Origin of the sequence: Streptomyces inhibens, from assembly GCF_003389455.1 — a bacterium.
In the GTDB taxonomy this organism is placed as follows: Bacteria; Actinomycetota; Actinomycetes; order Streptomycetales; family Streptomycetaceae; genus Streptomyces; species Streptomyces inhibens.
On record NZ_QUAC01000470.1, the window covers coordinates 1 to 23,129 of the forward strand.

The following is a 23,129-nucleotide window of genomic DNA, read 5'->3' on the forward strand; positions in this document are numbered from 1 at the left end:
CACACCCCCGCCCTGCCGCCGCTCGCCGCCCCGCCCCGCCGGCTCTTCATCGCCCGGGCGGTCGCCGCCGGCGCCTCCGTCGCCGCCACCGCGGCCGTCGGATACGGCACCGCCACGACCCTGCGCGGCCCGACCGTGAAGCGCGTCACGATCCCGCTGGCCAAACTGCCGCGCGCCGCCCATGGCTTCCGTATCGCCGTCGTCAGCGATATCCACCTCGGCCCGATCCTGGGCCGCGCCCACACCCGGCGGATCGTCGAGACGATCAACCGCACCGACCCCGACCTGGTGGCCATCGTCGGGGACCTGGTCGACGGCAGCGTCGCCGACCTCGCCCCGGCCGCCGAACCACTGCGCGAACTGCGCTCCCGGCACGGCGCGTACTTCGTCACCGGCAACCACGAGTACTACTCGGGCGCCGCCCAATGGGTCGACCACGTACGGGAGTTGGGCATCCACCCGCTGGAGAACGCACGCACCGAACTCCCCGGCTTCGACCTCGCCGGCATCAACGACCTCGCGGGCGCAACCGAGCACGCCGGACCCGACTACGACCTGGCCCTGGGCGGCCGGGACCCCGCCCGCGCCGTCGTCCTCATGGCCCACCAGCCGGTCACCATCCACGACACCGTCCGGCACGGCGTCGACCTCCAGCTCTCCGGCCACACCCACGGCGGCCAGATGTGGCCCTTCACCTACGTCGCCGCCGCCACCAACCCCACCGTCGCCGGCCTGGAGCGCTACGGCGACACCCAGCTGTATGTGACCCGCGGCGCCGGGGCCTGGGGTCCGCCCGTACGGCTGGGCGCGCCGCCCGACATCACGGTGGTGGAACTGGCGTCGGTGCGGGCGTAGAGGGCCGGGACGGCTTGCGGCCCGGGTCCCTTCTCGCCGCCGCTGTCGACGCTCCCGTGCACGGTATGCCGTCGTCCGACCCCCGGGCGTAGCCGGACCTCACGGCCCCTCGCACATGTCGTGCACGGGCGGCGCAGCGGGCGCACCCTGGTAGCAGGGACTCCGGAGGTGATCGTGATGTTGCAGACCGCTGTCGGATGGCATGTTGAGCTGGAGTTCGAGGAGGACACCCAGCACACCCGCGCGGCCGCCCTCGTTCGGCTCTCCGACGGGAGCGAGGTGCGGGGCCATGGATACGCGAGCCGCCACCCCGCCGACGCGGACCAGCCAAGGGTCGGTGAGGAGATCGCGGGAGCCAGGGCGCTCAACGAACTGGCGATGAAGTTGCTGACCAAGGCGCACGATGAGATCGACGAGGCGTCGGGGAGGACGTCCTATCCGCTGACGTGAGCTGACCTGCTCCGACCGGCCGAACCGGAGCGTCAGGCGCATGGCACTCGGGGCGATGAGTCCTGCGCGGATGGGTACGCGCCCCACCCCGCGGGTACTAAGTAACGGCCCGCCTACAAAAGGCGGTCGCAATCTGCCGTGAATCGGACAGATCACGACTTACGATCTTGCTATTCCGACCACCAACTCCCTAGTCTTTAGTGTCTTTACGGTGCCCTTACCGTGGTAGCTCCGCGGGGCGGTGTGAAGGGGACGAGCAGGGCACGCGGGGGAACGGGGAGTGTAGTCATGGCTGAGCAATTCAAGGTCGACCTGGACGAGTTGGACAGTGTCGTGCGCCAGCTCAAGCATCTTCGGGGCGATATGGACGAACCCAGCCAGAAGATGAAGTACAGCACGGCGATTCCGAAGTCGGCGTTTGGCGTCGACTTCCTCGAGGCGGGCAAACTCGCCAGTGCCCACGACGACATGCAGTCGTACATGTCGCAGGTCATCGACGCCCTCCAGGACCTCATCCACAAGTTCGGTGAGAAGACCGAAGCCAGCCGGGGCGCGTACGAGGACCAAGAGCACCAGGCCAAGACCTCGATGAACGGCTGAGCGGCTGAACGGCGCGCGGTGATGCATGCACGAGAGGCGGAGATGGACATGAAGGGGGGCCTGCATGGTTGACGCCAAGCAGGAGTACGACAGCGCCAAACAGATGGAAAAGCAGCGCAAGGACCATGAGCGGGAAGAGCGGCTGAAGTCGTTCAAGGGTCAGCAACTGACTCGCCGCTCTCCTTCTGATTTCCATCACCACGGCATCAACGCGCTCCGAGCGATGATCGAGCACGCCAACCCCGAGGCGATCGAGACCTCCGGTCGTCACTGGCGGGCCTCCGCCGACCGGCTGGGCGGCGAGGACGGGACCGGTGGCATCCGTAAGGCCTTCATGGCTGCCGTCGATCATGCCTCGGCGCACTGGGAGGGCTCGGCGGCCCAGGCGTTCCGCAGGGAAGCCGGCAAGGTCCTGGAGAAGATCGACAGGACCTACCAGCACTCCCGGAATGTCGAGTCCACGCTGATCGGTACGCGAGGATCGGGCCCGGAGGCCGGCGTCGCCCACAATCTTCGCGAGGCGAAGAAGACCATGTCGAAGATCCATGACCCTGGCGTCGTGGACCGGGCGACCGACGCGAGCGGCGACGACAGCCAGTTCAAGCGGGACATGGCGAATCCCAAGATGGACACCCGCATGGCGCTGGAGCTCAACCGGGACAATCTGTCCCTGAGCAAGGAGCGCCAGGTCGAGGCGGTCATCGTGATGGATGAGCTGGCGGCCAACTATGAAGCCCATGGCAAGAACCTCAGGGACGGCTACGACCCGGGCGGCGCCAAGGGCGACTGGCCGAAGCAGCCCCCCACGAATCACGCGCCGCCCCCGGTGAACATGCCGGTGATCAGTGGTACCCACCCACACCCGTCGTCGCAGATGCCGAACATGCCCAACGGAGCGGGCGGTCACGCCGTCCCGCCGGGCTTCGACGGTCCCAAGATCGCGCGGCCCGATGTGCCGGTGACCACCGGACTCGACAGCGTGCAGGGCGGCACTCTCGCCCCACCGTCGGTTGGCGGTGGCGGTGGCGGTGGCGGCATCGGCGGCGGGACGACGGGCGGCAGCCACGGCGTGCCCGGCGGTACGGGCGGCTTCCCCGGCGGCGCGATGCCGCCCGGTGCCATCGGCATGCCCGGAGCCATGCGCGCCGGCGGAGCGCGTAGCGCCGGCGGTGCCGGCGGTATGCGCGGTGGCGGTATGCGCGGCGGTGGTATGCCGGGAGGCGGAGCCGGGGCCGGAGCCGGAAAGGCGGGCGGCAAGGGCGCGGCGGCCGGGCGCGGTGGTCCGCAGGCACGTACCCGTGGCGGCATTGCCGGCAAGCCGGGCGGCCCGGCGGGCGGCGCCAAGCAGGGCGGCTCCGGTCTGCACCGCAGCCGTGGCGGCAAGCAGGCGGGTATGGCCGGCGCTGCCGGAGCCAAGGGCAAGGGCAGCGGGGAGAAGGAGCGCACCACAGGGCAGCGTCCCGACTACCTCGTCGAGGACGAGGAGACGTGGACCCCGCAACGTAATGTGGCCCCTCGCGTCATCGAGTAGGCCGACGATAACGTCGCATGCGGCCAATGAGGCATGGCCCCGCACTCAGGAGTGCGGGGCTTTTCCTCAGGCGGAACAACTCCGCCCGGAGAGCACAGCAAGAAGGAGCGAAGGATGAGGGTCACCCGAACACTGCGCGCGACGGCGGGTGCTGCGCTGACCGGAGCGCTGCTGCTGGCCGCGGGCGGCACCGCCTCCGCAGATCAAGTGCGCAAGGGCCAGTGGCCGTTGGAGGCGTTCGGGGCGCAACAGCTCTGGAAGGAAGCCACCGGAAAGGGTGTGACGGTGGCCGTGCTCGACAGTGGTTTCCGCACGACCCACCAGGACCTCAAGGGGCAGTTCCTTCCCGGGCCGGACTTCGGCAAGGCGACGATGGCCGAGAACGCCAAGCATCTCAAGCCGAACGAAGACATCCGCGATCACGGCACCGCGATGGCTGGGATCATCGCCGGCCACGGACACGGCCCGGGCGGCTCCGAAGGCATCAAGGGACTGGCGCCCGACGCCAAGATCCTTCCGGTCCCGGAGTACAAGAACAGCGGGCAGGCCACGCGGTGGGCCGTGGAGCACGGCGCTGACGTCATCAATATGTCCTACGGCGAGAATATGCGGAGCGGGGACACCTGCGAGTCCATCCAGTACGCCCTCGAAAAGGGCGTGGTGGTCGTGGCTGGCGCGGGTAACGACGGCTGGTCCCACAGGAGCTATCCGGTGGGTTGCCCGGGGGTCATCGGGGTGGGCTCGGTCGACCAGTACGGCAAGTCTGCCGACGCCAACAACTTCAACTCGGACATGGACCTCCTCGCGCCCGGCGAGCGGATCCCTGTGGCGATGGGCAAGAGTGACTCCGCCTACAACACCGAAGCGAACGGCAGCTCCGCGGCGAGTGCCTACGTCTCCGCCGCCGCCGCCCTCCTCAAGCAGAAGTTCCCGAAGCTCACCCCCGGCCAGATCGCCAACCGCCTGGTGAAGACCGCCGGTCTGGCCCAGACCGAGAAGGACAAACACCTCAAGCTTCCGGACGTCCACTACGGCTATGGCTTCATCCAGCCCGGACCTGCGCTGCGACGCGACATCCCGGCGGGTCCGGCGGCGGGGCCGCTGCCGATGCCGAAGAAGGGCGCTGCCGCCGCTGCCGACAAGGGATTCGACCCCAACCCGCCCATGGGCGGCAAGGAGAAGGTGATGCTCTTCGGCGGTATCGCCGTCGGGGTGCTGATCGTCGTCGGCATCGTCATCGGTGTGGTGGTCTCCGCGCGCCGCCGCAAGAACGCCGGCGGTCAGAGCTGGGGCTGAGGCGGCTGCCGCAGCCACATGGTTCATCGCGCCGGGTAATCGTGATTGATCTGGGACGACCATCTGGTCACGCCTGCTCTGGAACTGGCCGACGAATACCGGGATGTGCTGTTGGGCGTCGGGCACACGGTGTCGTTCTTCGACCCATCGCCTGTCGAAAAGGCGGACGGGGCCGGGGGTACGAGGCCGGGCGCAGCAGCCGACACGGCGAACAACCCGTTCGGTTAGCAGTAGCAGCCCCAGAAGGAGAATGTTATGGCGTACGACCCGCAGACTCCGGCGCCACCCGAGGCTCCGGACGTGGCGCAGGTACTGAGAGTTAATTACCTTTCCCTGGCCAAACTCATTGCGCTGCGTCTGCTGATCACCGCTGTTCTTGTGGCAATCCCGGTAGCGGCGGATCGCTTGCTGGGGTTGGACTCGCCTTTCCTGATGTTGTTCACTGTCGCAGGGGTGGGGGCATTTGTCCTCACGGTTCACCGCCTCATCTACGGAATCCGTGTCTCCCAGTGCGCGAGAGTGCTCCGTGACTATCCGCTGGAGTTCCATCCTCGGGTGATCAAGAAGCGGGAGCGGTGGACTCAGTACGGCAACGTCTACGAGGTCCGCGTGACGACGCGTGGGCAGCATGGGGCGCCGCTGATGCTGGCGGTCAATGCGCCCGGACGACGCCGTTGGCCGGAGGGTGTGGAGGAGGGCGCGTGGCTTGCGGGTGACCTGCCCTTCGGCGGTGTTCTGGTGGTGCCGGGGAGTAATGCGATGCTGTTCCTGAAGCCGGCGGATTGGGACAAGACCGCGCGGAAACGGGAAGAGGCCGGCGCCGAGCGCACCGCGAGGGCGCAGCGGGCGAAGCTCAACAAAAAGACGAAGTACGCGGTGATGATGCGGTCGGGTGCATAAGCGCCATGAGTGCCACGGGCGCGCCGGTTCTTCCTGTCGTCGCTGCCCGGCCGGTGCCGTTCTGGTCCCGTCCCGTGCGGAGATAAATGGGGCGACGGGCCCCGGGGCGCGCTGTTAGCTTCGGGCGTCATGGACCCCGTAGGTGAAAAAGCAATACGTGCCTCGTTCGTCAATTGCTCGAAGGGCGAGGCGAGCAGGATCAATCTGCCGGTTGGGCTGGCCCAACTTCCGTGGGGCGACCTGGACTTTCTGGGGTGGCGTGATCCGGGCGCGCCGGACCGGAGCTATCTGGTCGCGCCGCGGGGCGACGGGATCATCGGGGTCACGCTGCGGGTGCCGCAGGGTGTGCGGCGGAGTTTCACCAAGACGACGGTGTGTTCGGTCTGTGTGACCGGGCACCCCGGGTCCGGGGTCAGCCTGCTCGCCGCGCGCCGGGCCGGGCCGCTGGGGCGGCAGGGGAACACCGTCGGGACATATCTGTGTGCCGACCTCGCATGCTCCCTCTATGTCCGGGGACGCAAGCGGTCCCAGCTCGCCGGACGGCATGAGGAGACGCTGCCGCTGGAGGAGCGGATCGCCCGTACCGTACGGAACCTGGACGCTTTCCTGGACAAGGTTCTTGAGGGCGGCGAGTGAGCAGCGCGGCGGTAGTGGACTTGGAGCGATAGCGGAATCGGGGGGCGAAGGGGGAGCGGGCGGCCGCTCCCCCCTTCCCATGGGCGGGCCGTATCGGCCAGGCCGTCGTGAGGTCAGGGATTCTGAAAGACCACCTCGGGATTGGCGGCGGACGGGCCGTCCAGGACGGGCCGGGGTATGCCGCGCAGCTGCCGGTCGAAGAAGGCGCTGACGTAGTCCCGGGTGATTTCGCCGGAGCGCTTGCCGGAGATCGGGGCCGTGGGATCGGTGACGCCGATCTGTGCGGCCAGTACCGGTATGTCGATGAAGGTGAAGTGGCCGGCGCCGCGGACCGTGAGCCAGCGCTTCCAGCCGTCCAGGCGGTGCCAGTCGCGCAGCCAGGTGGTGTCGTCGTCGCCGGGCGCATGGCCGTCGAGGGCGCCGAGCATCAGGAACGGCCGGCCGTCGAGGCCGGAGCGCGGGACCGGCGCGAAGAAGGTGCCGTCCATGTTCACCCCGGCGCGGATCCGCTCGTCGGCCGCCATCGCGCTTGCCGCGCTGTTGCCGCCGATGGAGTGTCCGGCGGTGCCGATCCGCTTCGGGTCGATCATTGCCGAGTGCTTCCAGGCCGGGGCGTGTCCGCCGTCCCGGGGCGCCGCCGTCAGGGTGTCGATGGCGAACGAGATATCGGCGGCGCGGCCGGTGGCGACCTTGGCCATCAGCTTCTTCCGGGTGTTCTCGGGCGCGTGCTCGACCGTCTGGCAGGCGACGCAGGTGAGGGTACGGCCACCGGGGAAGGCGGCGCCGAAGGACTCGTAGGCGTGGTCGAGGAGGGCTACGACATAGCCGCGGGAAGCCAGTTCCTCGGAGAGCAGGGAGAGCGTCGCCCGGTTGAGGGTGAAGCCCGGGGAGAGGACCACCAGGGGGTGTCTGCCGCCGATGGGCCGGGCGCCGGTGCGGGCGTGGACGCGGGTGCCGGCGAGCACTTCGGGCGGCAGGACATCCGTCCGCTTGACGCCCTCCAGCAGGAGTTGGGCCTCCTTGGTGGTCATATACGGCGTGTGGGACCCGCCGGTGCCCGGACGGGCCGGGTAGTACATCGACGCCATCAGCTCCCGTGCGCCCGCGGACGGCACCCAGGGGTCCCGGCGCTGCTTGTCGACGAGGTGGAGCGTGTCGCGTCCGACCGCGTACGGCCCGGTGGGGCGGGGGAGTTCGAGACGGGTGTGGGCGTCGGCCACCGCCTGGGCGCCGGGCTGCGGGGGTGCGGCAGCGGCGACGCCGGCGGCGGCCACGGGCAGCGGAAGGGTGATGGCGAGGAGTAACGCGATGGCGCTGCGGCGGAGTTTGTTCATGCTTCGAGCGTAAGCAGGGCTATCCGCAGTCGGTACTGACGAAAGTCATGGTTCAAGGAGGACTTCTTCAGAAGATCGACAGGCGTTACAGGCCGTGCTTGGCGAGGAAGGTCTGTATCAAGTCCTGCCATTCCTGGGGGCGTTCGGCCATGGGCAGATGTCCAGTGGCGATCTCGGCGTATGCGGCGCCGGGGATGTGGTCCGCCAGATAACGGGAGTTGTCCGGGTGCAGCAGTGCGTCCAGCGTGGTGGCGATGACCAGGGTGGGGACCGAGATGCCGGACAGGTCGGCGGTGGTGTCCAGGGTGCGTACGAGAGCGGCCTGCTCCGCCGAGCCGCTCGGCGGAAGGGACGGGTCCGGGTCCAGCACGGCCGTCAGTTCCGCCGGGGACAGGGCGTTGAAGCGTTCGGGGGAGAGGCCGCTGAGGGCCCGGGACCGGGCGAAGCCTGCGTGGTCGCCGCGCTCCAGGAGGCTCAGCCAGAGATCCAGCCAGACCGTTGTCCGGGCGTCCGCCTTGGCGAGTCCGGCGGTCAGGACGATGCCGCGCACCCGCTCGGGGTGACGGGCGGCGGCTCGTACGGACACCGCCGTCCCCATCGAGAAGCCGATCAGCGTGAAGGTCTCCAGACCGGCCGCGGTAGCCTCGGCGACCAGCGCGTCGGCCAGGGCGTCCAGCTCCAACGGGCCGGTGAACCGCGGGGTTTCGCCCGAACCGGGGTAGTCGGGAGCCACCACACGGTGGCCGGAGGCCACCAGCGCGGGGATCAGCTCCCCGTAGTTGCTCTGGATGCTGCCGGTCGCGCCGTGGGCGAGCAGGACGCCGGGGCCGGTGGGGTCGCCGGTGACGAGGGTGGAGAGGGGCGGGACGGCGGGAGCCGGGGCGTGTGCTGCGGGAATCTGCGTCATGGGCCAGAGGTTGCACCTTGACGCCGGTGTAAAGGTCAAGTCGGCCGTGGCGCGCGGTGGGACACGGGAGGGGACGGGATGCGGATCGGTGAGCTGGCGCGGCGTACGGGGGTCAGTACGCGAGTGCTGCGCTACTACGAACAGCGGGGGCTGCTCTGCGCCCAGCGGGACGCGAACGGCTACCGGCGCTATGACGACGAGGAGTCGGTGGAGACCGTCGGGCGCATCCGGGAGCTCCTCGCGACCGGGCTGAACACCGACGACATCCGCGCGTTGCTGCCCTGCGCCCAGGGCGGCCCCGGGCTGAACCCGTGTGCGTTCTCCTGCGGCATCGTGGAGCGGCAGATGGCGCAACTGGACGCGGAGATGGCCGAGTTGGCGCGTCGGAGGGCCGCGTTGGGGGCGTATGCGCAGGTCATGCGGGAGCGCCGGGCGCAGGACGAGGCGCTGGCGGCGAGGGCGCTGCGGTCGGCCTGAAAGATCACGGGGGCAGCTCCCGGTAAGGCTCCGGCGAGAGCGGAGAAGCTACCCGCGTGTCCCACTTGCCACAACCCACCCGCCGGACAGATCCTCGTGTGCACGCCGTTCGGGGGAGCGGCGCAGGAGCAGGGGGATGCCGTGCTACGAGTGCACTTCACCGCGCAGGATCTGGCGCGTACGCGAGTGGCCGACGGCGCCGATCCGCTGTGGGAGACGGTGCTGAGCCTGCACAGTCTGCGCCAGTGCCGCACCGAGCCGGCACTGGCTGCCTGGCGCCAGCATGCGGTACGCCATGGGCCGGGGCCGCTGCGGGACTTGCTGCCGCTGGTGCCGCTGCACGGGTACTTCCCGGATTTCCTCACGCCGTTCGCGTCACTGGACGGGGTCGAACCGGGGCTGGAGGCCGTGATGAGCACGCCGCGGGAGCGGCTGCGGACCGAGCTGACGCTGCTGGCCGGGCACCGGGCGCTGCCGGGGTGGCTGCGCGGCATCGCGGAGGGGGAGCCGGCCGCGCTGCGGCAGCTCGCCCGGAGCCTGCGGACGTACCACCATCTGGCGATCGCGCCCGGCTGGCCGCGGATCGCCCGGCGGGTCGGCGTTGACCGGGCACTGCGGATGCATGCGCTGGGGCAGTCCGGGGCGCAGGCGATGCTGCGGACCTTCGGGCCGGTGATGCGGTGGCGGCCGCCGGTCCTGGAGGTCGCCTACCCGGTGGAGCGGGAGCTGTTCCTGGAGGGGCGGGGGCTGGTCTTCGTCCCGTCGTACTTCTGCCGTGACGAGCCGGTGGCGCTGGTGGACGAGGCGCTGCCGCCGGTGCTGGTGTATCCGGCGCGGGAACGGGAGAGCCCCCATGCCGAAGAGCCCCGCTCCCGGATGTACGGAAGCGAGGCCCTCAGGGACGTACCGGCCCTCATCGGCGGCCGGGTCGGAACCCGGATCGCCGCGGGGATCAGAAGCGCCGAGTGATCAGCGCCCGCTTGACCTCCTGGATGGCCTTGGTGACCTCGATACCGCGCGGGCAGGCGTCCGTGCAGTTGAAGGTCGTCCGGCAGCGCCAGACGCCGTCCTTGTCGTTCAGGATCTCCAGGCGCTGCTCGCCGCCCTCGTCGCGCGAGTCGAAGATGAAGCGGTGCGCGTTGACGATCGCCGCCGGGCCGAAGTACTGGCCGTCGTTCCAGAACACCGGGCACGAGGACGTGCAGGCGGCGCACAGGATGCACTTGGTGGTGTCGTCGAAGCGCTCGCGGTCCTCGGCGGACTGCCGGCGCTCACGGGTCGGCTCGTTGCCGGTCGTGATGAGGAAGGGCATCACATCGCGGTAGGCCTGGAAGAAGGGCTCCATGTCGACGACAAGGTCCTTCAGCACGGTCAGGCCCTTGATGGCCTCGACCGTGATCGGCTTCTCGGGGTTGATGTCCTTGATCAGCGTCTTGCAGGCCAGACGGTTGCGGCCGTTGATGCGCATGGCGTCCGAGCCGCAGATGCCGTGGGCGCAGGAGCGGCGGAAGGTCAGCGACCCGTCCTGGTCCCACTTGATCTTGTGGAGGGCGTCCAGGACGCGCTCCTTGGGGTCGATCTCCAGCTGGAAGTCCTCCCAGCTGGCGTCCTCCGAGATCTCCGGGTTGAACCGGCGGATCCGGAAGGTGACGTTGATCAGGTGGGAAGCGCCGTCCTCGGCCGCGTCCAGCGCCGCGGAGTTCTTGTCGAGAGTCGGGGTGCTCATCAGTACTTACGCTCCATCGGCTGGTAGCGGGTCTGCACGACCGGCTTGTAGTCGAGACGGATCGACTCGGTGCCGTCTGCGCCCACCTCGCGGTACGCCATGGTGTGCCGCATGAAGTTGACGTCGTCGCGGTTGGGGTAGTCCTCGCGGTAGTGACCGCCGCGGGACTCCTTGCGGGCCAGCGCGGAGACCGCCATGACCTCGGCCAGGTCGAGCAGGTTGCCCAGCTCGATGGCCTCCAGGAGGTCGGTGTTGAACCGCTTGCCCTTGTCCTGGATGGACACGTTCCGGTAGCGCTCGCGCAGCTCGCCGATCTTCTCGACCGCCGTCTTGATCGTCTGCTCGGTGCGGAACACCATCACATTGGCGTCCATGCACTCCTGGAGCTCCTTGCGGATCTCGGTGACCCGCTCGGTGCCCGTGGAGTTGCGCAGCCGCTCGACCTGGTCGACGACCTGCTGCGCCGGGTCCTCGGGCAGCTCGACGAAGTCGGCGTCCGCGGAGTACTCGGCGGCGGCGATGCCGGCCCGGCGCCCGAAGACATTGATGTCCAGGAGCGAGTTGGTGCCCAGCCGGTTGGCGCCGTGCACGGAGACACAGGCCACCTCGCCGGCGGCGTACAGGCCCGGCACGACCGTGGTGTTGTCCGCCAGGACCTCACCCTCGACGTTCGTCGGGATGCCGCCCATGGCGTAGTGCGCGGTCGGCTGGATCGGGATCGGGTCCGTGTAGGGCTCGATACCGAGGTAGGTACGCGCGAACTCGGTGATGTCCGGGAGCTTGGCGTCCAGCTGCTCCGGCGGAAGGTGCGTCAGGTCCAGGTAGACGTGGTCGCCCTCGGGACCGCAGCCACGGCCCTCGCGGATCTCCGTGTAGATGGAGCGCGAGACGACGTCACGCGAGGCGAGGTCCTTCATGACGGGCGCGTACTTCTCCATGAAGCGCTCGCCGTCCTTGTTGCGAAGGATGCCGCCCTCGCCACGCGCACCCTCGGTCAGGAGGATGCCCATCCGCCAGATGCCCGTCGGGTGGAACTGGAAGAACTCCATGTCCTCCAGCGGCAGGCCGCGACGGTAGGCGGCGGCCTGGCCGTCACCGGTCAGGGTGTGCGCGTTGGAGGTCACCTTGAAGAACTTGCCGGTGCCGCCGGAGGCGAAGATGATCGCCTTCGCCTGGAAGACATGGATCTCGCCGGTGGCCAGCTCGTACGCGACGACGCCCGCGGACTTCTTGACGCCGTCGACGTCCTGGAGCAGCAGGTCGAGCACGTAGAACTCGTTGAAGAACTCCACGCCCTCCTTGACGCAGTTCTGGTACAGCGTCTGGAGGATCATGTGGCCGGTGCGGTCCGAGGCGTAGCAGGACCGGCGGACCGGGGCCTCACCGTGGTTACGGGAGTGACCGCCGAAGCGGCGCTGGTCGATCGTGCCGTCCGGGGTGCGGTTGAACGGCAGGCCCATCTTCTCCAGGTCGAGGACCGAGTCGATGGCCTCCTTCGCGAGGATCTCGGCGGCGTCCTGGTCGACCAGGTAGTCGCCACCCTTGATCGTGTCGAAGGTGTGCCACTCCCAGTTGTCCTCCTCGACGTTCGCGAGGGCGGCGGCCATACCGCCCTGGGCGGCGCCGGTGTGGGAGCGGGTCGGGTAGAGCTTCGTCAGGACCGCGGTGCGGCTGCGCTTCGTCGACTCGATGGCCGCGCGCATGCCCGCGCCACCGGCGCCGACGATGACGGTGTCGTACTTGTGGATCTTCATTGTTCCAGTCAGCCCCGGCTTTAGCGGATGTTCGGGTCGAAGGTGAAGATCACCAGCGTGCCCAGAAGGACGGTGAACACCGTGGCGGTGTACAGCAGCATCTTCAGCCAGAAGCGGGTGTTGTCCCGCTGCGCGTAGTCGTTGATGACGGTACGCAGGCCGTTGGCGCCGTGCAGCATGGCGAGCCACAGCATCGCCAGGTCCCAGATCTGCCAGAACGGGTTCGCCCAGCGGCCGGCGACGAACGCGAAGCCGATCTTGGAGACACCGCCGTCCAGCACGAGCTGGATCAGCAGGTGCCCCAGGACCAGGACGACCAGGACGATGCCGGACAGCCGCATGAACAGCCAGCCGTACAGCTCGAAGTTGGTGCGGGTCGCCTTCGGGGACTTGCCGGTGCGCTTGCGCGGCGCCTCGATGACCGGGGCGGGGTGGTCCACGTCGTAGAGGGTGACGTCGTCCGTCGCGGTGGCACCTGTGGAGGTGTTTTCAGCAGACATCTCGCGTCAGCTCCCGAACAGCGTGCGCAGAGTGTGCTGCAGCACGGGGTAGAAGGCACCGGCCATCAGCACGACCCAGACGCCGACAACGGACCACAGCATCTGCTTCTGGTACTTCGGGCCCTTCGACCAGAAGTCCACGGCGATGACCCGAAGGCCGTTGAGCGCGTGGAAGAGGATGGCGGCCACCAGGCCGTACTCCATCACGTTGACGATCGGCGTCTTGTATGTCGCAACGACGTTGTCGTACGCGTCGGGGGAGACGCGTACGAGAGCGGTGTCGAGGACGTGTACGAACAGGAAGAAGAAGATGAGGACGCCGGTGACTCGATGAGCCACCCAGGACCACATGCCTTCCCGGCCGCGGTACAGCGTTCCAGCCGGCACGGAAAAACCCTCCGGGAGCGGGGATTAGGGCCTGCCGGCTTCTCTGTCGGTCTGGCCCGGCCGGGTACGGTCCACCGGCCCTGGCCATCGTAGCGACGTGTTGTCGGTTCCTTGCGCCGGGGTCCTTAGGTGTGATCAAACAGGCACCAACGGGCTATCACACGAGGGCGAACCGGAGTTTTCCGGCCCTTATGCCGCAGTTCGTCACGGGGTGGAGGCGGTGAGGCGCGCCAGTCGGCCGCGGGCCAGCCGGCGCAGTTCGTCGGCGGCGACCGACCGTTCCTCGTCCGTTTCGTTGCCCAGCCGGGTGCGGATGCCGGACAGGACCTGGTCGAGCAGCTCGTCGTCGCGGTAGCCGTCCAGGCAGATCACGAAGACATGGCGAAAGCGCCGCTCGTACTCGGCGTGTGCGGCGCGCAGCGCGGTATGGGCGGCGAGCGTGCCGGGGCCGCGGGCGCCGACCAGCGGCTGCGGGGAGAGGGACTCCTCGGCGAGCGCCTCGTCCAGCTCGGCCGCGGTCAGGTCGTAGCAGGCCTCGTCGGAGGCGGCGAGCAGGGCGTCGAGATCCGGGTACGGGCGGTGCGCGGCGACCCGCTCGGCCCAGCGGCGGCTGCCGCAGCAGCTGTACAGCGCGGCCAGGGCGTCGTCCGGGGCGAGTGTGTTGAAACGGTGCAGGCCCAGGCCCTCGGGGCGGGGCCGCGGCAGGGCGGCGCTGCGGAGCTGCGAAGGTATGCCGCACCGCGGGGACGGCGGACCGTGCAACGTCGTCGGCCGGGCGGCCGGGGTGTCACCGGACAGCGTGGGCTCCTCGGACGGATGCGAATGGTTCTTTTCGACGGGTGCGGGACGGGCGGCTGACGGAAGCTGAGGGAAGCGGACCGAAGCCGGGACGCGTGACGAAGCGGCGGCGGGTGTGGCGGTGGTGCGTGTGAACACGACACCCCGGCGGTATCCGACGGTTCCCGGAAAGCCCTGTGAAGGGGGTGACGAATGGAAACGCCACGCTAACGACGCTCGTCGAGCGCTGTCCGACGGATGCGCGATTTTCACCCGGATGGGAGATCTTTCGCGCGCGCCGTGGACGACCGGCTCCGTACACCTGGCAATGCCTTCGCCCCGAAAAGTGAGGATTGCACGATGTCGAACCCGATGCGGCCGCCGCGCGCCCCGCGGCCGTCGGTCTCCCCGAGCCCACTGACGAGGCCGAGGGCGCGGCAGGGCCCGGCGCCCCGGTCCGCGCTGCCGGCCGCGGTACTCGCCGGAGCACTGCTGCTCACCGGCTGCTCCGACACCGCGGACACCGAGTCACCCGGAAGCACCAGCGCCAAGGTGAACCCGGCCGCACCGACCCCGAGCTGGGCGCCGGTGACCGGAACACCGCAGGTCATCCCCGCCGTACGCGACTTCCGCAGGGCCGATGGACGCGGCTGGCGCCCCTCCAGGGGAGCCCGCGTGGTGGTGCCGGCCGGTGAGAAGAGCAATGTCGCCGACGAGGCACAACTGATGGCCCGTGATCTGGGCGGTCTGACCGTGGTGTACGGCGACCAGACCGTGCGGCCCGGTGACATCGAGGTGAAGCTGACGGGAAACAGCGGAGCCGGCCAGGCCAACAATGTGCCCGTCCAGGGCGCCGACGACGAGGCCTACACCCTCACCGCTCGCGGCACCCGGCTCACTCTCACGGCCCCCACCGACGCCGGCATCTTCTACGGCACCCGCACCGTGAAGCAGGCCGTACGCGCCGCCGGCGGGCTCCCCGAGGGCACCATCGAGGACCGGCCGGACCGCCCGCAGCGCGGAATGTCGCTGGACAACGCCCGTAAGCCGTACACCCAGGACTGGATCGAGGCCCGCCTCCGGGAGATCGCCGACCTCAAGCTCAACCAGTTCCAGCTGCACTTCTCCGACGACCAGGGCTTCCGCATCCAGAGCGACACCCACCCCGAGGTCGTCTCCGCCGACCATCTCACCAAGGCCCAGGTCCGCCAGATCATCAAGCTCGCGCGCAGCCTGCACATCTCCGTCGTCCCGGAGCTCGACTCGCCCGGCCACCTGGGCGCCGTGCTGGAGCACCACCCCGACCTGCTGCTGCACCGCGCATCGGGCAGCGTGGTCCCCGGTGCGATCGATATCTCCAACCCCGAGGCGGCCCCGCTGATCGACTCGCTGCTGAAGGAAATGAGCGAGCTGTTCACCAACCCCAAGGGCGCGCCCGCCTACTGGCACCTGGGCGGCGATGAGTACCAGGCCCTGCTGTCGTCCACCCCGGCGACCACATATCCGCAGCTCACCCGGGCCGCACGGCAGAAGTACGGCCCCAACGGCACCCTTGAGGACCTGGCGACCGGCTGGCTCAACGACCGGCAGAAGACCGTGGAGGGGCAGGGCAAGAACCGGATCGAGGCCTGGAACGACGGGTTCTTCTCCAGCCCGGCGGTGAGCGCCGACAAGAACCGGATGGTCGACTACTGGACCGGCAAGGAAAGCGGGAAGCGTGACCCCGCGCTGTTCTTGCGCGAGGGCCGCAACGTCATGAACTTCAACGACGAGTTCCTCTACTACGTGCTCGGCGAGCCCAACCAGTTCTTCTATCCGACGGGCCAGCGGATCTACGAGAACTGGACCCCGCGGGTGATCCGTGGCACCCAGCCGGTGGCGGTGCCGTCGAGCATGACCGGCCCGGACCGGATCCCCGGGGCGCGCTTCGCGATCTGGAGCGACCGCTCCCAGGCGCAGACCCAGCAGCAGGTTGCCGCCGGGATCCGGCTGCCGCTGGCGGCGCTGGCGCAGAAGACCTGGGACCCCCGGACGCCCGCCCTGTCCTGGACGGACTTCAAGGCGCTGGCCAACCGGGTGTGAGGGGGGCTCGGTAAGAACCGGGTGTGAGAAGCGAGGACGACCGGGGCCGCCACCCCCCACAGGAGAGGCCCCGGTCGTCGTTCGCGAAGGGCCGGTTAAGGCCCCCTATCCGATACAGCGCCGGACGGCTCGAAAGCGTCACACGGGGTACGGGCAGGCGTACGGCCAGTGGTCTGGACGCGGGCCCGGCCAGGCCCGTAACGTGCGGATCCGCACCGATAGGTGCAGGGGTCGCGCCGGACGGTCGCGGCCGAAAACAGCCGTTTTTTCCGGGAGTTCCAGATGGATCCGTGCGCGCGCTTCGCCGGTGCGTCGGGCGCCTTGTGCTCCCTCGCTCCCGACCCCGCCAAAGCGGGCGGTATCCCCATCCCGGGTTCGGAGCGTGCGGGCTCACGGGTTACGGTCAGCAGGAACAGCCGGGTTACCGGGGGTTCCCGGCGGGCCGTGGTCGACGGCGGCCGGTAATCGGCACAGCTCCGGCGCCTCCGCAAGGTCAGCGGTGCGGTCGGGGGAAGCACTAAAGCAGCAAGGACCGGGCGGCGGACATTCCACGTGCGACAAGATGGACCCGTGCGAGGGGACGACATTCAGCCGGACGACCGTCGGCTGACGGTGGCCGTGCAGGCGGCGCAGGACGGCGACGAGGCAGCGTTCCGTACCGTCTATCGGGCCGTACATCCCCGACTTCTGGGATATGTACGGACCTTGGTGAGCGAACCGGACGTTGAGGACGTCACCTCCGAAGCCTGGCTGCAGATCACCCGTGATCTCGCACGCTTCAGCGGCGACGCCGACCGCTTCCGCGGCTGGGCCGCCCGGATCGCCCGCAACCGCGCCCTCGACCACATCAGGATGCGCGGCCGCCGCCCGGCGATCGGCGGCGACGAGAGCGAACTGACCGACACCCCCGCCGCGTCCGACACCGCGGGCGAGGCGCTCGAAGCCCTGGGCACCGGCAGCACCATGCGGCTGATAGCCCGGCTGCCGCAGGACCAGGCGGAGGCAGTGGTCCTGCGGGTGGTGGTCGGGCTCGACGCCAAGAGCGCCGCGGAGGTGCTCGGCAAACGGCCCGGCGCGGTGCGTACCGCGGCGCACCGCGGACTGCGCCGGCTCGCCGAGCTGATCGGCGTCGAACCGGACGGGGACCGGGGCGGCGGCGAAGACGGCGGAACGGTGAGTGGAGTGCCCGTCCAGGGCCGGAAAGGCCGCGACGGCGCGGCGGAATCGTACGTACCAGGTGTGACGGAAACGGCCGCACGAACGCAGAAGGACATGTGATGGCCGACGACCGGTACAACTGGCTCGACAAGGATGCCGCGGAGCAACTGCTGCGCGGTGAACCGGTCAGTGCCCGGCACGGTGACGGCGCACGCGAACTGGAGCAGTTGCTGAAGGCCGCCGCGGCGGCCTGTGCCGAGATGTCCAAGGCCGCCGAGCTGCCCGGTGAAGAGGCCGCCGTTGCCGCCTTCCGCCGGGCCCGCGCCGGCGCGCGCCACCGCGCCACCGGCGAACCGCTGCCGGCCGTGCATGCCGCACCCACCACGAGCATCGCCGAACGCACCCGGCTCGCCCGCCCCTTCCGGCGCGGCCTCGCCGTCGCACTCGCCGCCTGCGCCATCGGCGGCGTCGCCGTCGCGGCCGGCACCGGCGTCCTGCCCACCCCCTTCAGGGGCGGCGACCCCGCACCAGGCTCCAGCGTCTCCGCCGCCGAAACCCCCGGCCCGCTCGACACCCGCGAGCCGGGCGCCCAGACCGACGGCACCACGGCGCAGACCCCCGACTCCACCCCCGGGCAGCAGAGCACCGGACCCGGCAGCACCCCGACGCCCGGCAGCAGCTCCGGCGCCACCCGGACGCCCGGCACCGGCAAGCCCGGCCGTGGCACCGGGCACAGCGGTGGCGCCGGCGACGGGGGCGCCAACCCCGGTCGCGGCGACAAGAAGAAGCTTCTGCTCTCCCTGTGCCGGGCCTACGAATCCGGCAAACGGGACCAGATGGACCGCGACACGCTGCGGCGCCTCGAAAGCAAGGCCGGCGGCCCGGAGAAGGTGCATGCCTTCTGCCGCGCCTACCTCGCCCGCTACGAGGTCGGTGGCGGCTCGGGTGACAACGATGGCTTCGGCGGCGTCGGCGGCTCCGATCCGAGCGGCAGCGGCTCGGGCGGCGACGAGGACGACGACGAACACCCCTCCCAGTCGCCCGGCAGCACCCCCGGCCCCGGCACGTCGACCCCGGCCCCCGGGCCGTCGGCGACCGCCACGGACCCCGCGAATGCCACTCCCGGCGCAACCGCCACCAGCACGGTGTGACGTTTTTCGAGCCGGTGACGCAGTACTGAATGAAGCCGACTGGTCATCGGCTGCGCGAGGAGCCGGGGTTCCCCCCGTACCCACGGCTCTGCGCACTCGGCGCGGGCGGGGCACGTTCCCCCGGCCCTGCCCGCGCCCCCCTCACCCCGCAGCAGCGGCACCGGGCATCACAGGCCCATGGAAATCGGGGAGACAGGTCCTAGTGGGAGACCACCACCCTCGTCCCCTTCCGCACCGCCTCGAACAGGGCAGCGATCTTTTCCTTGTCGCGGACGTTGACACAGCCGTGTGAGGCGCCGGTGTAGCCGCGGGCGGCGAAGTCCGCGGAGTAATGGACGGCCTGGCCGCCGCTGAAGAACATCGCGTACGGCATGGCCGTGTGGTAGATCGTCGAGATGTGACGGCGGCTCTTGAAGGTGATGGCGAAGGTGCCCTCGCGGGTGGGGGTGTACTGGGAGCCGAAGCGGACATCCATCGCCGAGACGATCTCGCCGTCCACCATCCAGGCGAGGGTGTTGCTCCGCTTGCTGATGCAGATCACCCTGCCCTTCAGACAGCGCGGATCGGGCGTGCCGATCGGCCTGGTGGTCGGCGGGTGGAGCTCCTGCGGTGACGGCTGATGGGTGCGTGCGCGCAGGGCGCTCCAGGCCGTGGGCTGCACGGTGCCCGTACGGGGCAGACCCTGCTGCTTCTGGAAGGCGCGGACCGAGGTGGCGGTGACGGCGGCGTAGTAGCCCGTCGGGGAGCGGTCGAAGAGACCCAGCTGGGCCAGCCGCGCCTGGAGTTCACGGACCAGCGCACCCCGCGAGCCGGCCGCCATGACCGGCCTGGGCGCCGACGGCGCGTGGTGGGCGGTGCGGTGGGGGCGTGAGGGGCTGGAGCGTTTCGTCGGGGCGGGTGGTGCGTGATGGGACAGAGGTGGGGGAGCGGCGGTGGTGGGGGCGTAACGGACGCCCTTGCTGTCCGGCGAACCGGCCCCGCCGGTGACCGTCACCGGGCGGCAGCCCACCGCGAGCGCCGCCACCACCACTACGGCGGCCATCGCCGGCGCCGTGCCTCTTCCGCTGCTCCGCATCATGCTCTACCCCCGGATCTCGGCGGCCCGACCGGCCACCGGTGATGCTTCCCAGCGCTGCGGCGTGGCGAACCTGCGGGCATGCTGTGAGCAAGGCGTAAAACCGGATACCGGTCATCCAGTGGGAGGCGTACACCCATGGCGCACGAGTCGGGCAGTGTTCGGCACAACGAGAGCGGCCTGCCCATCGAGCCCGTGTACGGGCCGGAGGCGCTGGACGGCTGGGACCCGCAGCAGCGGCTCGGTGTGCCCGGCGACTACCCCTTCACCCGCGGTGTGTATCCGTCGATGTATACGGGGCGCCCCTGGACGATGCGGCAGTACGCGGGCTTCGGCACCGCCCGCGAGTCCAACGCCCGCTACCGGCAGCTGATCGCCCACGGCACCACGGGGCTGTCGGTCGCCTTCGACCTGCCGACGCAGATGGGCCATGACTCGGACACCCCGATCGCCTCCGGCGAGGTCGGCAAGGTCGGGGTGGCCATCGACTCCGTCGAGGACATGCGGGTGCTGTTCGGCGGCATCCCGCTGGACAAGGTGTCGACGTCGATGACCATCAACGCGCCCGCCGCCCTGCTGCTGCTCCTCTACCAACTGGTGGCGGAGGAGGAAGGGGTGGCGGCGGATCAGCTGAACGGGACCATTCAGAACGATGTGCTCAAGGAGTACATCGCGCGGGGCACCTATATCTTCCCGCCGCAGCCCTCGCTGCGGCTGATCGCGGACATCTTCCAGTACTGCCGGGCCGAGATCCCCCGGTGGAACACCATCTCGATCTCCGGCTACCACATGGCGGAGGCCGGCGCCTCGCCCGTGCAGGAGATCGCCTTCACGCTCGCCAACGGCATCGCGTATGTGCGTACCGCCGTTGCCGCCGGGATGGACGTGGACGACTTCGCGCCCCGGCTCTCCTTCTTCTTCGTCTCGCGTACGACGCTGCTCGAAGAGGTCGCCAAGTTCCGTGCCGCGCGCCGGATCTGGGCCCGGGTGATGCGGGAGGAGTTCGGCGCGAAGAACCCCAAGTCGCTGATGCTGCGGTTCCACACCCAGACGGCGGGGGTGCAGCTCACCGCCCAGCAGCCGGAGGTGAACCTCGCGCGGGTCACCGTCCAGGGGCTGGCCGCGGTGCTCGGCGGCACCCAGTCGCTGCACACCAACTCCTTCGACGAGGCCATCGCGCTGCCCACGGACAAGTCGGCCCGGCTCGCGCTGCGTACCCAGCAGGTGCTCGCGTACGAGACCGATGTGACCGCCACCGTCGATCCGTTCGCCGGGTCCTACGCCGTCGAGTCGATGACGGACGAGGTGGAGGAGGCGGCCGTTGCGCTGATGCGGCGGGTCGAGGACATGGGCGGTGCGGTGGCCGCCATCGAGCGGGGCTTCCAGAAGGAAGAGATCGAGCGCAACGCGTACCGCATCGCGCAGGAGACGGATGCCGGTGAGCGGGTCGTGGTGGGCGTCAACCGCTTCCAGCTGGACGAGGAGGAGCCCTACGAGCCGCTGCGGGTCGACCCGGCGATCGAGGCCCAGCAGACCGAGCGGCTGGCGGTGCTCCGGGACCGCCGTAACGCCCGTGCGGTGTCGGCGGCGCTCGGCGATCTGCGGAAGGCCGCCGAGGGCACGGACAATGTGCTCCCCCCGATGCGGGAGGCGCTGCGGGCGAGGGCGACGGTGGGCGAGGTGTGCAATGCGTTGCGGGAGGTCTGGGGGACGTATGTGCCTACGGACGCGTTCTGAGTGCGGTGGGCGGACGCGGCGGAGCGTGTGGACCCCGGGGTGCGGGCTCTTGCCCTGCGGGAGCGGGAGCTTGTGACCGTCGAGCTGACCTGAGTCACACTGGTGTCATGTCGTCACCCCGCCGCGCGTGCCCCGTCTGCACCCGAGAGATCGCCGTTGTCGGCGGCCGCTTCGCCCGTCATGACCCGCCCGGCCGGCGGACGGTGCTGGAGCTGATCTCCTGCCCGGGGTCGCGCCGTATCGCGCCGATGATGGCGCCGGCGGAGAAGCTGTTCGACCCGGAGGAGCCACCGATGCCGGGACAGCAGCCGCTGTTCTGAACCGGGGCGTTGTGGGTCGCCTCGGGCTCGGCATGCTTCAACTACGGCGCCAGTACGTCCAGTTCGGCCATCGCGCCCACGGTGATCTCGCGGGTCAGCGCCTCCGCCCGGACCGCGTCGCCGGTGCGTACCGCCTCCGCCACCTGGACATGGAGGGTGACCGCGGCCGGATCGGGGTCGGTGAACATCACATGGTGCTGGGTGCGGCCGGTCAGGACGGCGGCGACCACATCGCCGAGCCGGGCGAACATCTCATTGCCGGAGGCGGTCAGCACCACCCGGTGGAAGGCCATGTCGTGGACGAGATAGGCGTCGAGCTGCTGACCGCGTGAGGTGGCGACCATGCCCATGGCGTGTTCGGTGAGCGCGGCGCACTGTTCGGGGGTGGCGTGCCGGGCGGCGAGGCCCGCGGCGACCGGTTCGACCGCCGAGCGCAGTACGGTCAGCGAGCGCAGCTGCCGGGGGCGGTCCCGGCCGGCCAGCCGCCAGCTGATCACCCGCGGGTCGTAGACGTTCCACTCCTCGGTGGGCCGGACGGTCACCCCCACCCGGCGCCGGGAGGCGACCAGCTGCATCGACTCCAGTACCCGGATCGCCTCGCGGATGACCGTGCGCGAGACGTCGAAGCGCTGCTCCAGCTCGTCCGTGCGCAGGATCGTGCCCGGAGGGTAGTCCCCCGCGGTGATCGCGGGTCCGAGGGACTCCAGCACACGGGCGTGCAGTCCCTTCCCCTCGTTTTCCATGGGCCAAGCCTACGTTCCCGCACCTCGGCCAATTAAGTATGACGTTTGCATCACAGGCTCTTGAATACGTCGTACCTAATGGGTTTCAGTGGGGAGGCGCGCGCTACGGCGCACGCGGTCAATGACGACAGCGAGGCAGCGAGGTACACGGGATGAGCACCCCCGACGTCATCGTCGTGATGGGAGTTGCCGGCACCGGCAAGACCACGATCGGTCCGCTGGTCGCCGCCGAGCTGGGCGTCCCGTACGCCGAGGGTGACGACTTCCATCCGCCGGCCAACATCGCCAAGATGTCGGCGGGCATCCCCCTGGACGATCACGACCGCGGACCCTGGCTGGACGCCATCGGCGCCTGGGCGCACGGGCGGGCCGGGCACGGCGGGGTGGTCAGCAGCTCCGCGCTCAAGCGCGCCTACCGCGACCGGCTGCGGGCCGCCGCCCCCGGCGTCGTCTTTCTGCACCTCACCGGCGAGCGCGCGCTGATCGAGGAGCGGATGGCCGAGCGCAAGGGCCACTTCATGCCGACCGCGCTGCTGGACTCCCAGTTCGCCACCCTCGAACCGCTCGGCCCCGACGAGGCGGGCGTCGCCGTGGAGGTGTCCGGCACCCCGCGGCAGATCGCCGAGCGGGCCGTGGCCGCACTGCACGTGACGACCGCAACGGCCGGATAGCCCGAGGCTCCACCCCGAGGCCCCACCCCGAGGCCCCACCCCGCCCCCGCACCACGCCACCC

25 protein-coding genes are annotated in these 23,129 nt (G+C 69.9%); 16 read left to right on the forward strand and 9 right to left on the reverse strand.

Annotated features, from left to right (window positions below; all coding sequences use genetic code 11):
• The 8 genes from DY245_RS40685 to DY245_RS40720 form a co-directional block, all read left to right on the forward strand.
• On the forward strand, window positions 1-855 hold an 855-nt coding region (locus DY245_RS40685; RefSeq protein ID WP_147318433.1), incomplete at its 5' end, for a metallophosphoesterase.
• A 177-nt stretch (window positions 856-1,032) separates the two neighbouring features.
• Window positions 1,033-1,305: a DUF1876 domain-containing protein gene (locus tag DY245_RS40690; protein WP_128512145.1), complete on the forward strand. Its 273-nt coding sequence runs from the start codon at window positions 1,033-1,035 to the stop codon at window positions 1,303-1,305.
• A 288-nt stretch (window positions 1,306-1,593) separates the two neighbouring features.
• Complete coding sequence (locus DY245_RS40695) at window positions 1,594-1,905, forward strand: hypothetical protein (protein ID WP_128512146.1); 312 nt, start codon at window positions 1,594-1,596, stop codon at window positions 1,903-1,905.
• A 64-nt stretch (window positions 1,906-1,969) separates the two neighbouring features.
• Window positions 1,970-3,436: a WXG100 family type VII secretion target gene (locus DY245_RS40700; protein ID WP_128512147.1), complete on the forward strand. Its 1,467-nt coding sequence runs from the start codon at window positions 1,970-1,972 to the stop codon at window positions 3,434-3,436.
• 114 nt (window positions 3,437-3,550) lie between these two features.
• Entirely contained in the window at window positions 3,551-4,732 is a 1,182-nt protein-coding gene (locus tag DY245_RS40705; RefSeq protein WP_128512148.1) for a S8 family peptidase, read from the forward strand.
• Window positions 4,733-4,777: 45 nt separating this feature from the next.
• Window positions 4,778-4,960, forward strand: coding sequence for a hypothetical protein (locus tag DY245_RS40710; protein WP_128512149.1), 183 nt, complete (start codon window positions 4,778-4,780; stop codon window positions 4,958-4,960).
• 27 nt (window positions 4,961-4,987) lie between these two features.
• Complete coding sequence (locus DY245_RS40715; RefSeq protein WP_128512150.1) at window positions 4,988-5,632, forward strand: hypothetical protein; 645 nt, start codon at window positions 4,988-4,990, stop codon at window positions 5,630-5,632.
• Window positions 5,633-5,761: 129 nt separating this feature from the next.
• Window positions 5,762-6,268: an FBP domain-containing protein gene (locus DY245_RS40720; protein WP_128512151.1), complete on the forward strand. Its 507-nt coding sequence runs from the start codon at window positions 5,762-5,764 to the stop codon at window positions 6,266-6,268.
• Between the two features lie 113 nt (window positions 6,269-6,381).
• Here the strand turns inward: DY245_RS40720 and DY245_RS40725 are convergent, their stop codons facing one another.
• Window positions 6,382-7,602: an alpha/beta hydrolase family protein gene (locus DY245_RS40725; RefSeq protein ID WP_128512152.1), complete on the reverse strand. Its 1,221-nt coding sequence runs from the start codon at window positions 7,600-7,602 to the stop codon at window positions 6,382-6,384.
• An 85-nt stretch (window positions 7,603-7,687) separates the two neighbouring features.
• Window positions 7,688-8,509 carry an alpha/beta fold hydrolase gene (locus DY245_RS40730; RefSeq protein WP_128512153.1) on the reverse strand — a complete coding sequence of 274 codons (822 nt, stop codon included), beginning with the start codon at window positions 8,507-8,509 and terminating at the stop codon, window positions 7,688-7,690.
• Between the two features lie 78 nt (window positions 8,510-8,587).
• Here DY245_RS40730 and DY245_RS40735 point away from each other — a divergent pair, with 78 nt between their 5' ends.
• Both DY245_RS40735 and DY245_RS40740 read left to right on the forward strand, forming a co-directional pair.
• On the forward strand, window positions 8,588-8,986 hold the full coding sequence (locus DY245_RS40735; protein ID WP_128512154.1) for a MerR family transcriptional regulator: 399 nt from the start codon (window positions 8,588-8,590) through the stop codon (window positions 8,984-8,986).
• Between the two features lie 141 nt (window positions 8,987-9,127).
• Complete coding sequence (locus DY245_RS40740; protein ID WP_244943567.1) at window positions 9,128-9,955, forward strand: hypothetical protein; 828 nt, start codon at window positions 9,128-9,130, stop codon at window positions 9,953-9,955.
• On the opposite strand, the gene DY245_RS40745 is transcribed toward DY245_RS40740, so the two are convergent.
• The 5 genes from DY245_RS40745 to DY245_RS40765 all read right to left on the reverse strand — a co-directional run bounded on the left by DY245_RS40745 (window position 9,939) and on the right by DY245_RS40765 (window position 14,289).
• Complete coding sequence (locus tag DY245_RS40745; protein ID WP_128512156.1) at window positions 9,939-10,712, reverse strand: succinate dehydrogenase iron-sulfur subunit; 774 nt, start codon at window positions 10,710-10,712, stop codon at window positions 9,939-9,941. The two genes, DY245_RS40740 and DY245_RS40745, sit on opposite strands and share 17 nt — an antisense overlap.
• Window positions 10,712-12,466 (reverse strand): succinate dehydrogenase flavoprotein subunit, encoded by a 1,755-nt coding sequence (sdhA, locus tag DY245_RS40750; RefSeq protein ID WP_128512157.1) that lies wholly within the window; start codon window positions 12,464-12,466, stop codon window positions 10,712-10,714. Before sdhA ends, DY245_RS40745 begins: the two co-directional genes overlap by 1 nt.
• Window positions 12,467-12,486: 20 nt before the next feature.
• Window positions 12,487-12,966, reverse strand: coding sequence for a succinate dehydrogenase hydrophobic membrane anchor subunit (locus tag DY245_RS40755; protein ID WP_128512158.1), 480 nt, complete (start codon window positions 12,964-12,966; stop codon window positions 12,487-12,489).
• Between the two features lie 6 nt (window positions 12,967-12,972).
• Window positions 12,973-13,353 carry a succinate dehydrogenase, cytochrome b556 subunit gene (sdhC, locus tag DY245_RS40760; protein WP_128512159.1) on the reverse strand — a complete coding sequence of 127 codons (381 nt, stop codon included), beginning with the start codon at window positions 13,351-13,353 and terminating at the stop codon, window positions 12,973-12,975.
• A gap of 204 nt (window positions 13,354-13,557) precedes the next feature.
• Window positions 13,558-14,289, reverse strand: coding sequence for a 2-oxo-4-hydroxy-4-carboxy-5-ureidoimidazoline decarboxylase (locus DY245_RS40765; RefSeq protein WP_425329515.1), 732 nt, complete (start codon window positions 14,287-14,289; stop codon window positions 13,558-13,560).
• A gap of 201 nt (window positions 14,290-14,490) precedes the next feature.
• On the opposite strand from DY245_RS40765, the gene DY245_RS40770 reads away from it, so the two are divergent.
• From DY245_RS40770 to DY245_RS40780, 3 genes are all read left to right on the forward strand, one after another.
• Window positions 14,491-16,212 (forward strand): beta-N-acetylhexosaminidase, encoded by a 1,722-nt coding sequence (locus tag DY245_RS40770; protein ID WP_128512160.1) that lies wholly within the window; start codon window positions 14,491-14,493, stop codon window positions 16,210-16,212.
• 570 nt (window positions 16,213-16,782) lie between these two features.
• Window positions 16,783-17,490 carry an RNA polymerase sigma factor gene (locus tag DY245_RS40775; protein ID WP_244943568.1) on the forward strand — a complete coding sequence of 236 codons (708 nt, stop codon included), beginning with the start codon at window positions 16,783-16,785 and terminating at the stop codon, window positions 17,488-17,490.
• A complete protein-coding gene (locus tag DY245_RS40780; RefSeq protein ID WP_128512161.1) occupies window positions 17,490-18,521 on the forward strand; it encodes a hypothetical protein in 1,032 nt (343 codons plus the stop codon). Before DY245_RS40775 ends, DY245_RS40780 begins: the two co-directional genes overlap by 1 nt.
• Window positions 18,522-18,720: 199 nt before the next feature.
• Here DY245_RS40780 and DY245_RS40785 read toward each other — a convergent pair whose 3' ends face one another.
• Entirely contained in the window at window positions 18,721-19,563 is an 843-nt protein-coding gene (locus DY245_RS40785) for a L,D-transpeptidase family protein (protein ID WP_181924081.1), read from the reverse strand.
• Window positions 19,564-19,734: 171 nt separating this feature from the next.
• Here DY245_RS40785 and DY245_RS40790 point away from each other — a divergent pair, with 171 nt between their 5' ends.
• Window positions 19,735-21,333 carry an acyl-CoA mutase large subunit family protein gene (locus tag DY245_RS40790; protein ID WP_128512164.1) on the forward strand — a complete coding sequence of 533 codons (1,599 nt, stop codon included), beginning with the start codon at window positions 19,735-19,737 and terminating at the stop codon, window positions 21,331-21,333.
• A gap of 107 nt (window positions 21,334-21,440) precedes the next feature.
• Window positions 21,441-21,653 carry a hypothetical protein gene (locus DY245_RS40795; protein WP_128512165.1) on the forward strand — a complete coding sequence of 71 codons (213 nt, stop codon included), beginning with the start codon at window positions 21,441-21,443 and terminating at the stop codon, window positions 21,651-21,653.
• A 41-nt stretch (window positions 21,654-21,694) separates the two neighbouring features.
• Here the strand turns inward: DY245_RS40795 and DY245_RS40800 are convergent, their stop codons facing one another.
• Complete coding sequence (locus tag DY245_RS40800) at window positions 21,695-22,396, reverse strand: FadR/GntR family transcriptional regulator (RefSeq protein ID WP_128512166.1); 702 nt, start codon at window positions 22,394-22,396, stop codon at window positions 21,695-21,697.
• 152 nt (window positions 22,397-22,548) lie between these two features.
• Here DY245_RS40800 and DY245_RS40805 point away from each other — a divergent pair, with 152 nt between their 5' ends.
• Complete coding sequence (locus tag DY245_RS40805) at window positions 22,549-23,067, forward strand: gluconokinase (RefSeq protein WP_128512167.1); 519 nt, start codon at window positions 22,549-22,551, stop codon at window positions 23,065-23,067.
• Window positions 23,068-23,129: the final 62 nt, after the last annotated feature.

Coding starts and splice junctions, on each gene's coding strand:
- DY245_RS40780 (WP_128512161.1), top strand. CDS start 17,490: ATGGCCGACGACCGGTACAACTGGCTCGACAAGGATGCCGCGGAGCAA.
- DY245_RS40730 (WP_128512153.1), bottom strand. CDS start 8,509: ATGACGCAGATTCCCGCAGCACACGCCCCGGCTCCCGCCGTCCCGCCC.
- sdhA (WP_128512157.1), bottom strand. CDS start 12,466: ATGAAGATCCACAAGTACGACACCGTCATCGTCGGCGCCGGTGGCGCG.
- DY245_RS40700 (WP_128512147.1), top strand. CDS start 1,970: ATGGTTGACGCCAAGCAGGAGTACGACAGCGCCAAACAGATGGAAAAG.
- DY245_RS40785 (WP_181924081.1), bottom strand. CDS start 19,563: ATGGCCGCCGTAGTGGTGGTGGCGGCGCTCGCGGTGGGCTGCCGCCCG.
- DY245_RS40690 (WP_128512145.1), top strand. CDS start 1,033: ATGTTGCAGACCGCTGTCGGATGGCATGTTGAGCTGGAGTTCGAGGAG.
- DY245_RS40795 (WP_128512165.1), top strand. CDS start 21,441: ATGTCGTCACCCCGCCGCGCGTGCCCCGTCTGCACCCGAGAGATCGCC.
- DY245_RS40735 (WP_128512154.1), top strand. CDS start 8,588: ATGCGGATCGGTGAGCTGGCGCGGCGTACGGGGGTCAGTACGCGAGTG.
- DY245_RS40745 (WP_128512156.1), bottom strand. CDS start 10,712: ATGAGCACCCCGACTCTCGACAAGAACTCCGCGGCGCTGGACGCGGCC.
- DY245_RS40715 (WP_128512150.1), top strand. CDS start 4,988: ATGGCGTACGACCCGCAGACTCCGGCGCCACCCGAGGCTCCGGACGTG.
- DY245_RS40800 (WP_128512166.1), bottom strand. CDS start 22,396: ATGGAAAACGAGGGGAAGGGACTGCACGCCCGTGTGCTGGAGTCCCTC.
- DY245_RS40790 (WP_128512164.1), top strand. CDS start 19,735: ATGGCGCACGAGTCGGGCAGTGTTCGGCACAACGAGAGCGGCCTGCCC.
- DY245_RS40805 (WP_128512167.1), top strand. CDS start 22,549: ATGAGCACCCCCGACGTCATCGTCGTGATGGGAGTTGCCGGCACCGGC.
- DY245_RS40725 (WP_128512152.1), bottom strand. CDS start 7,602: ATGAACAAACTCCGCCGCAGCGCCATCGCGTTACTCCTCGCCATCACC.
- DY245_RS40770 (WP_128512160.1), top strand. CDS start 14,491: ATGTCGAACCCGATGCGGCCGCCGCGCGCCCCGCGGCCGTCGGTCTCC.
- DY245_RS40705 (WP_128512148.1), top strand. CDS start 3,551: ATGAGGGTCACCCGAACACTGCGCGCGACGGCGGGTGCTGCGCTGACC.
- DY245_RS40755 (WP_128512158.1), bottom strand. CDS start 12,966: ATGTCTGCTGAAAACACCTCCACAGGTGCCACCGCGACGGACGACGTC.
- DY245_RS40720 (WP_128512151.1), top strand. CDS start 5,762: ATGGACCCCGTAGGTGAAAAAGCAATACGTGCCTCGTTCGTCAATTGC.
- DY245_RS40695 (WP_128512146.1), top strand. CDS start 1,594: ATGGCTGAGCAATTCAAGGTCGACCTGGACGAGTTGGACAGTGTCGTG.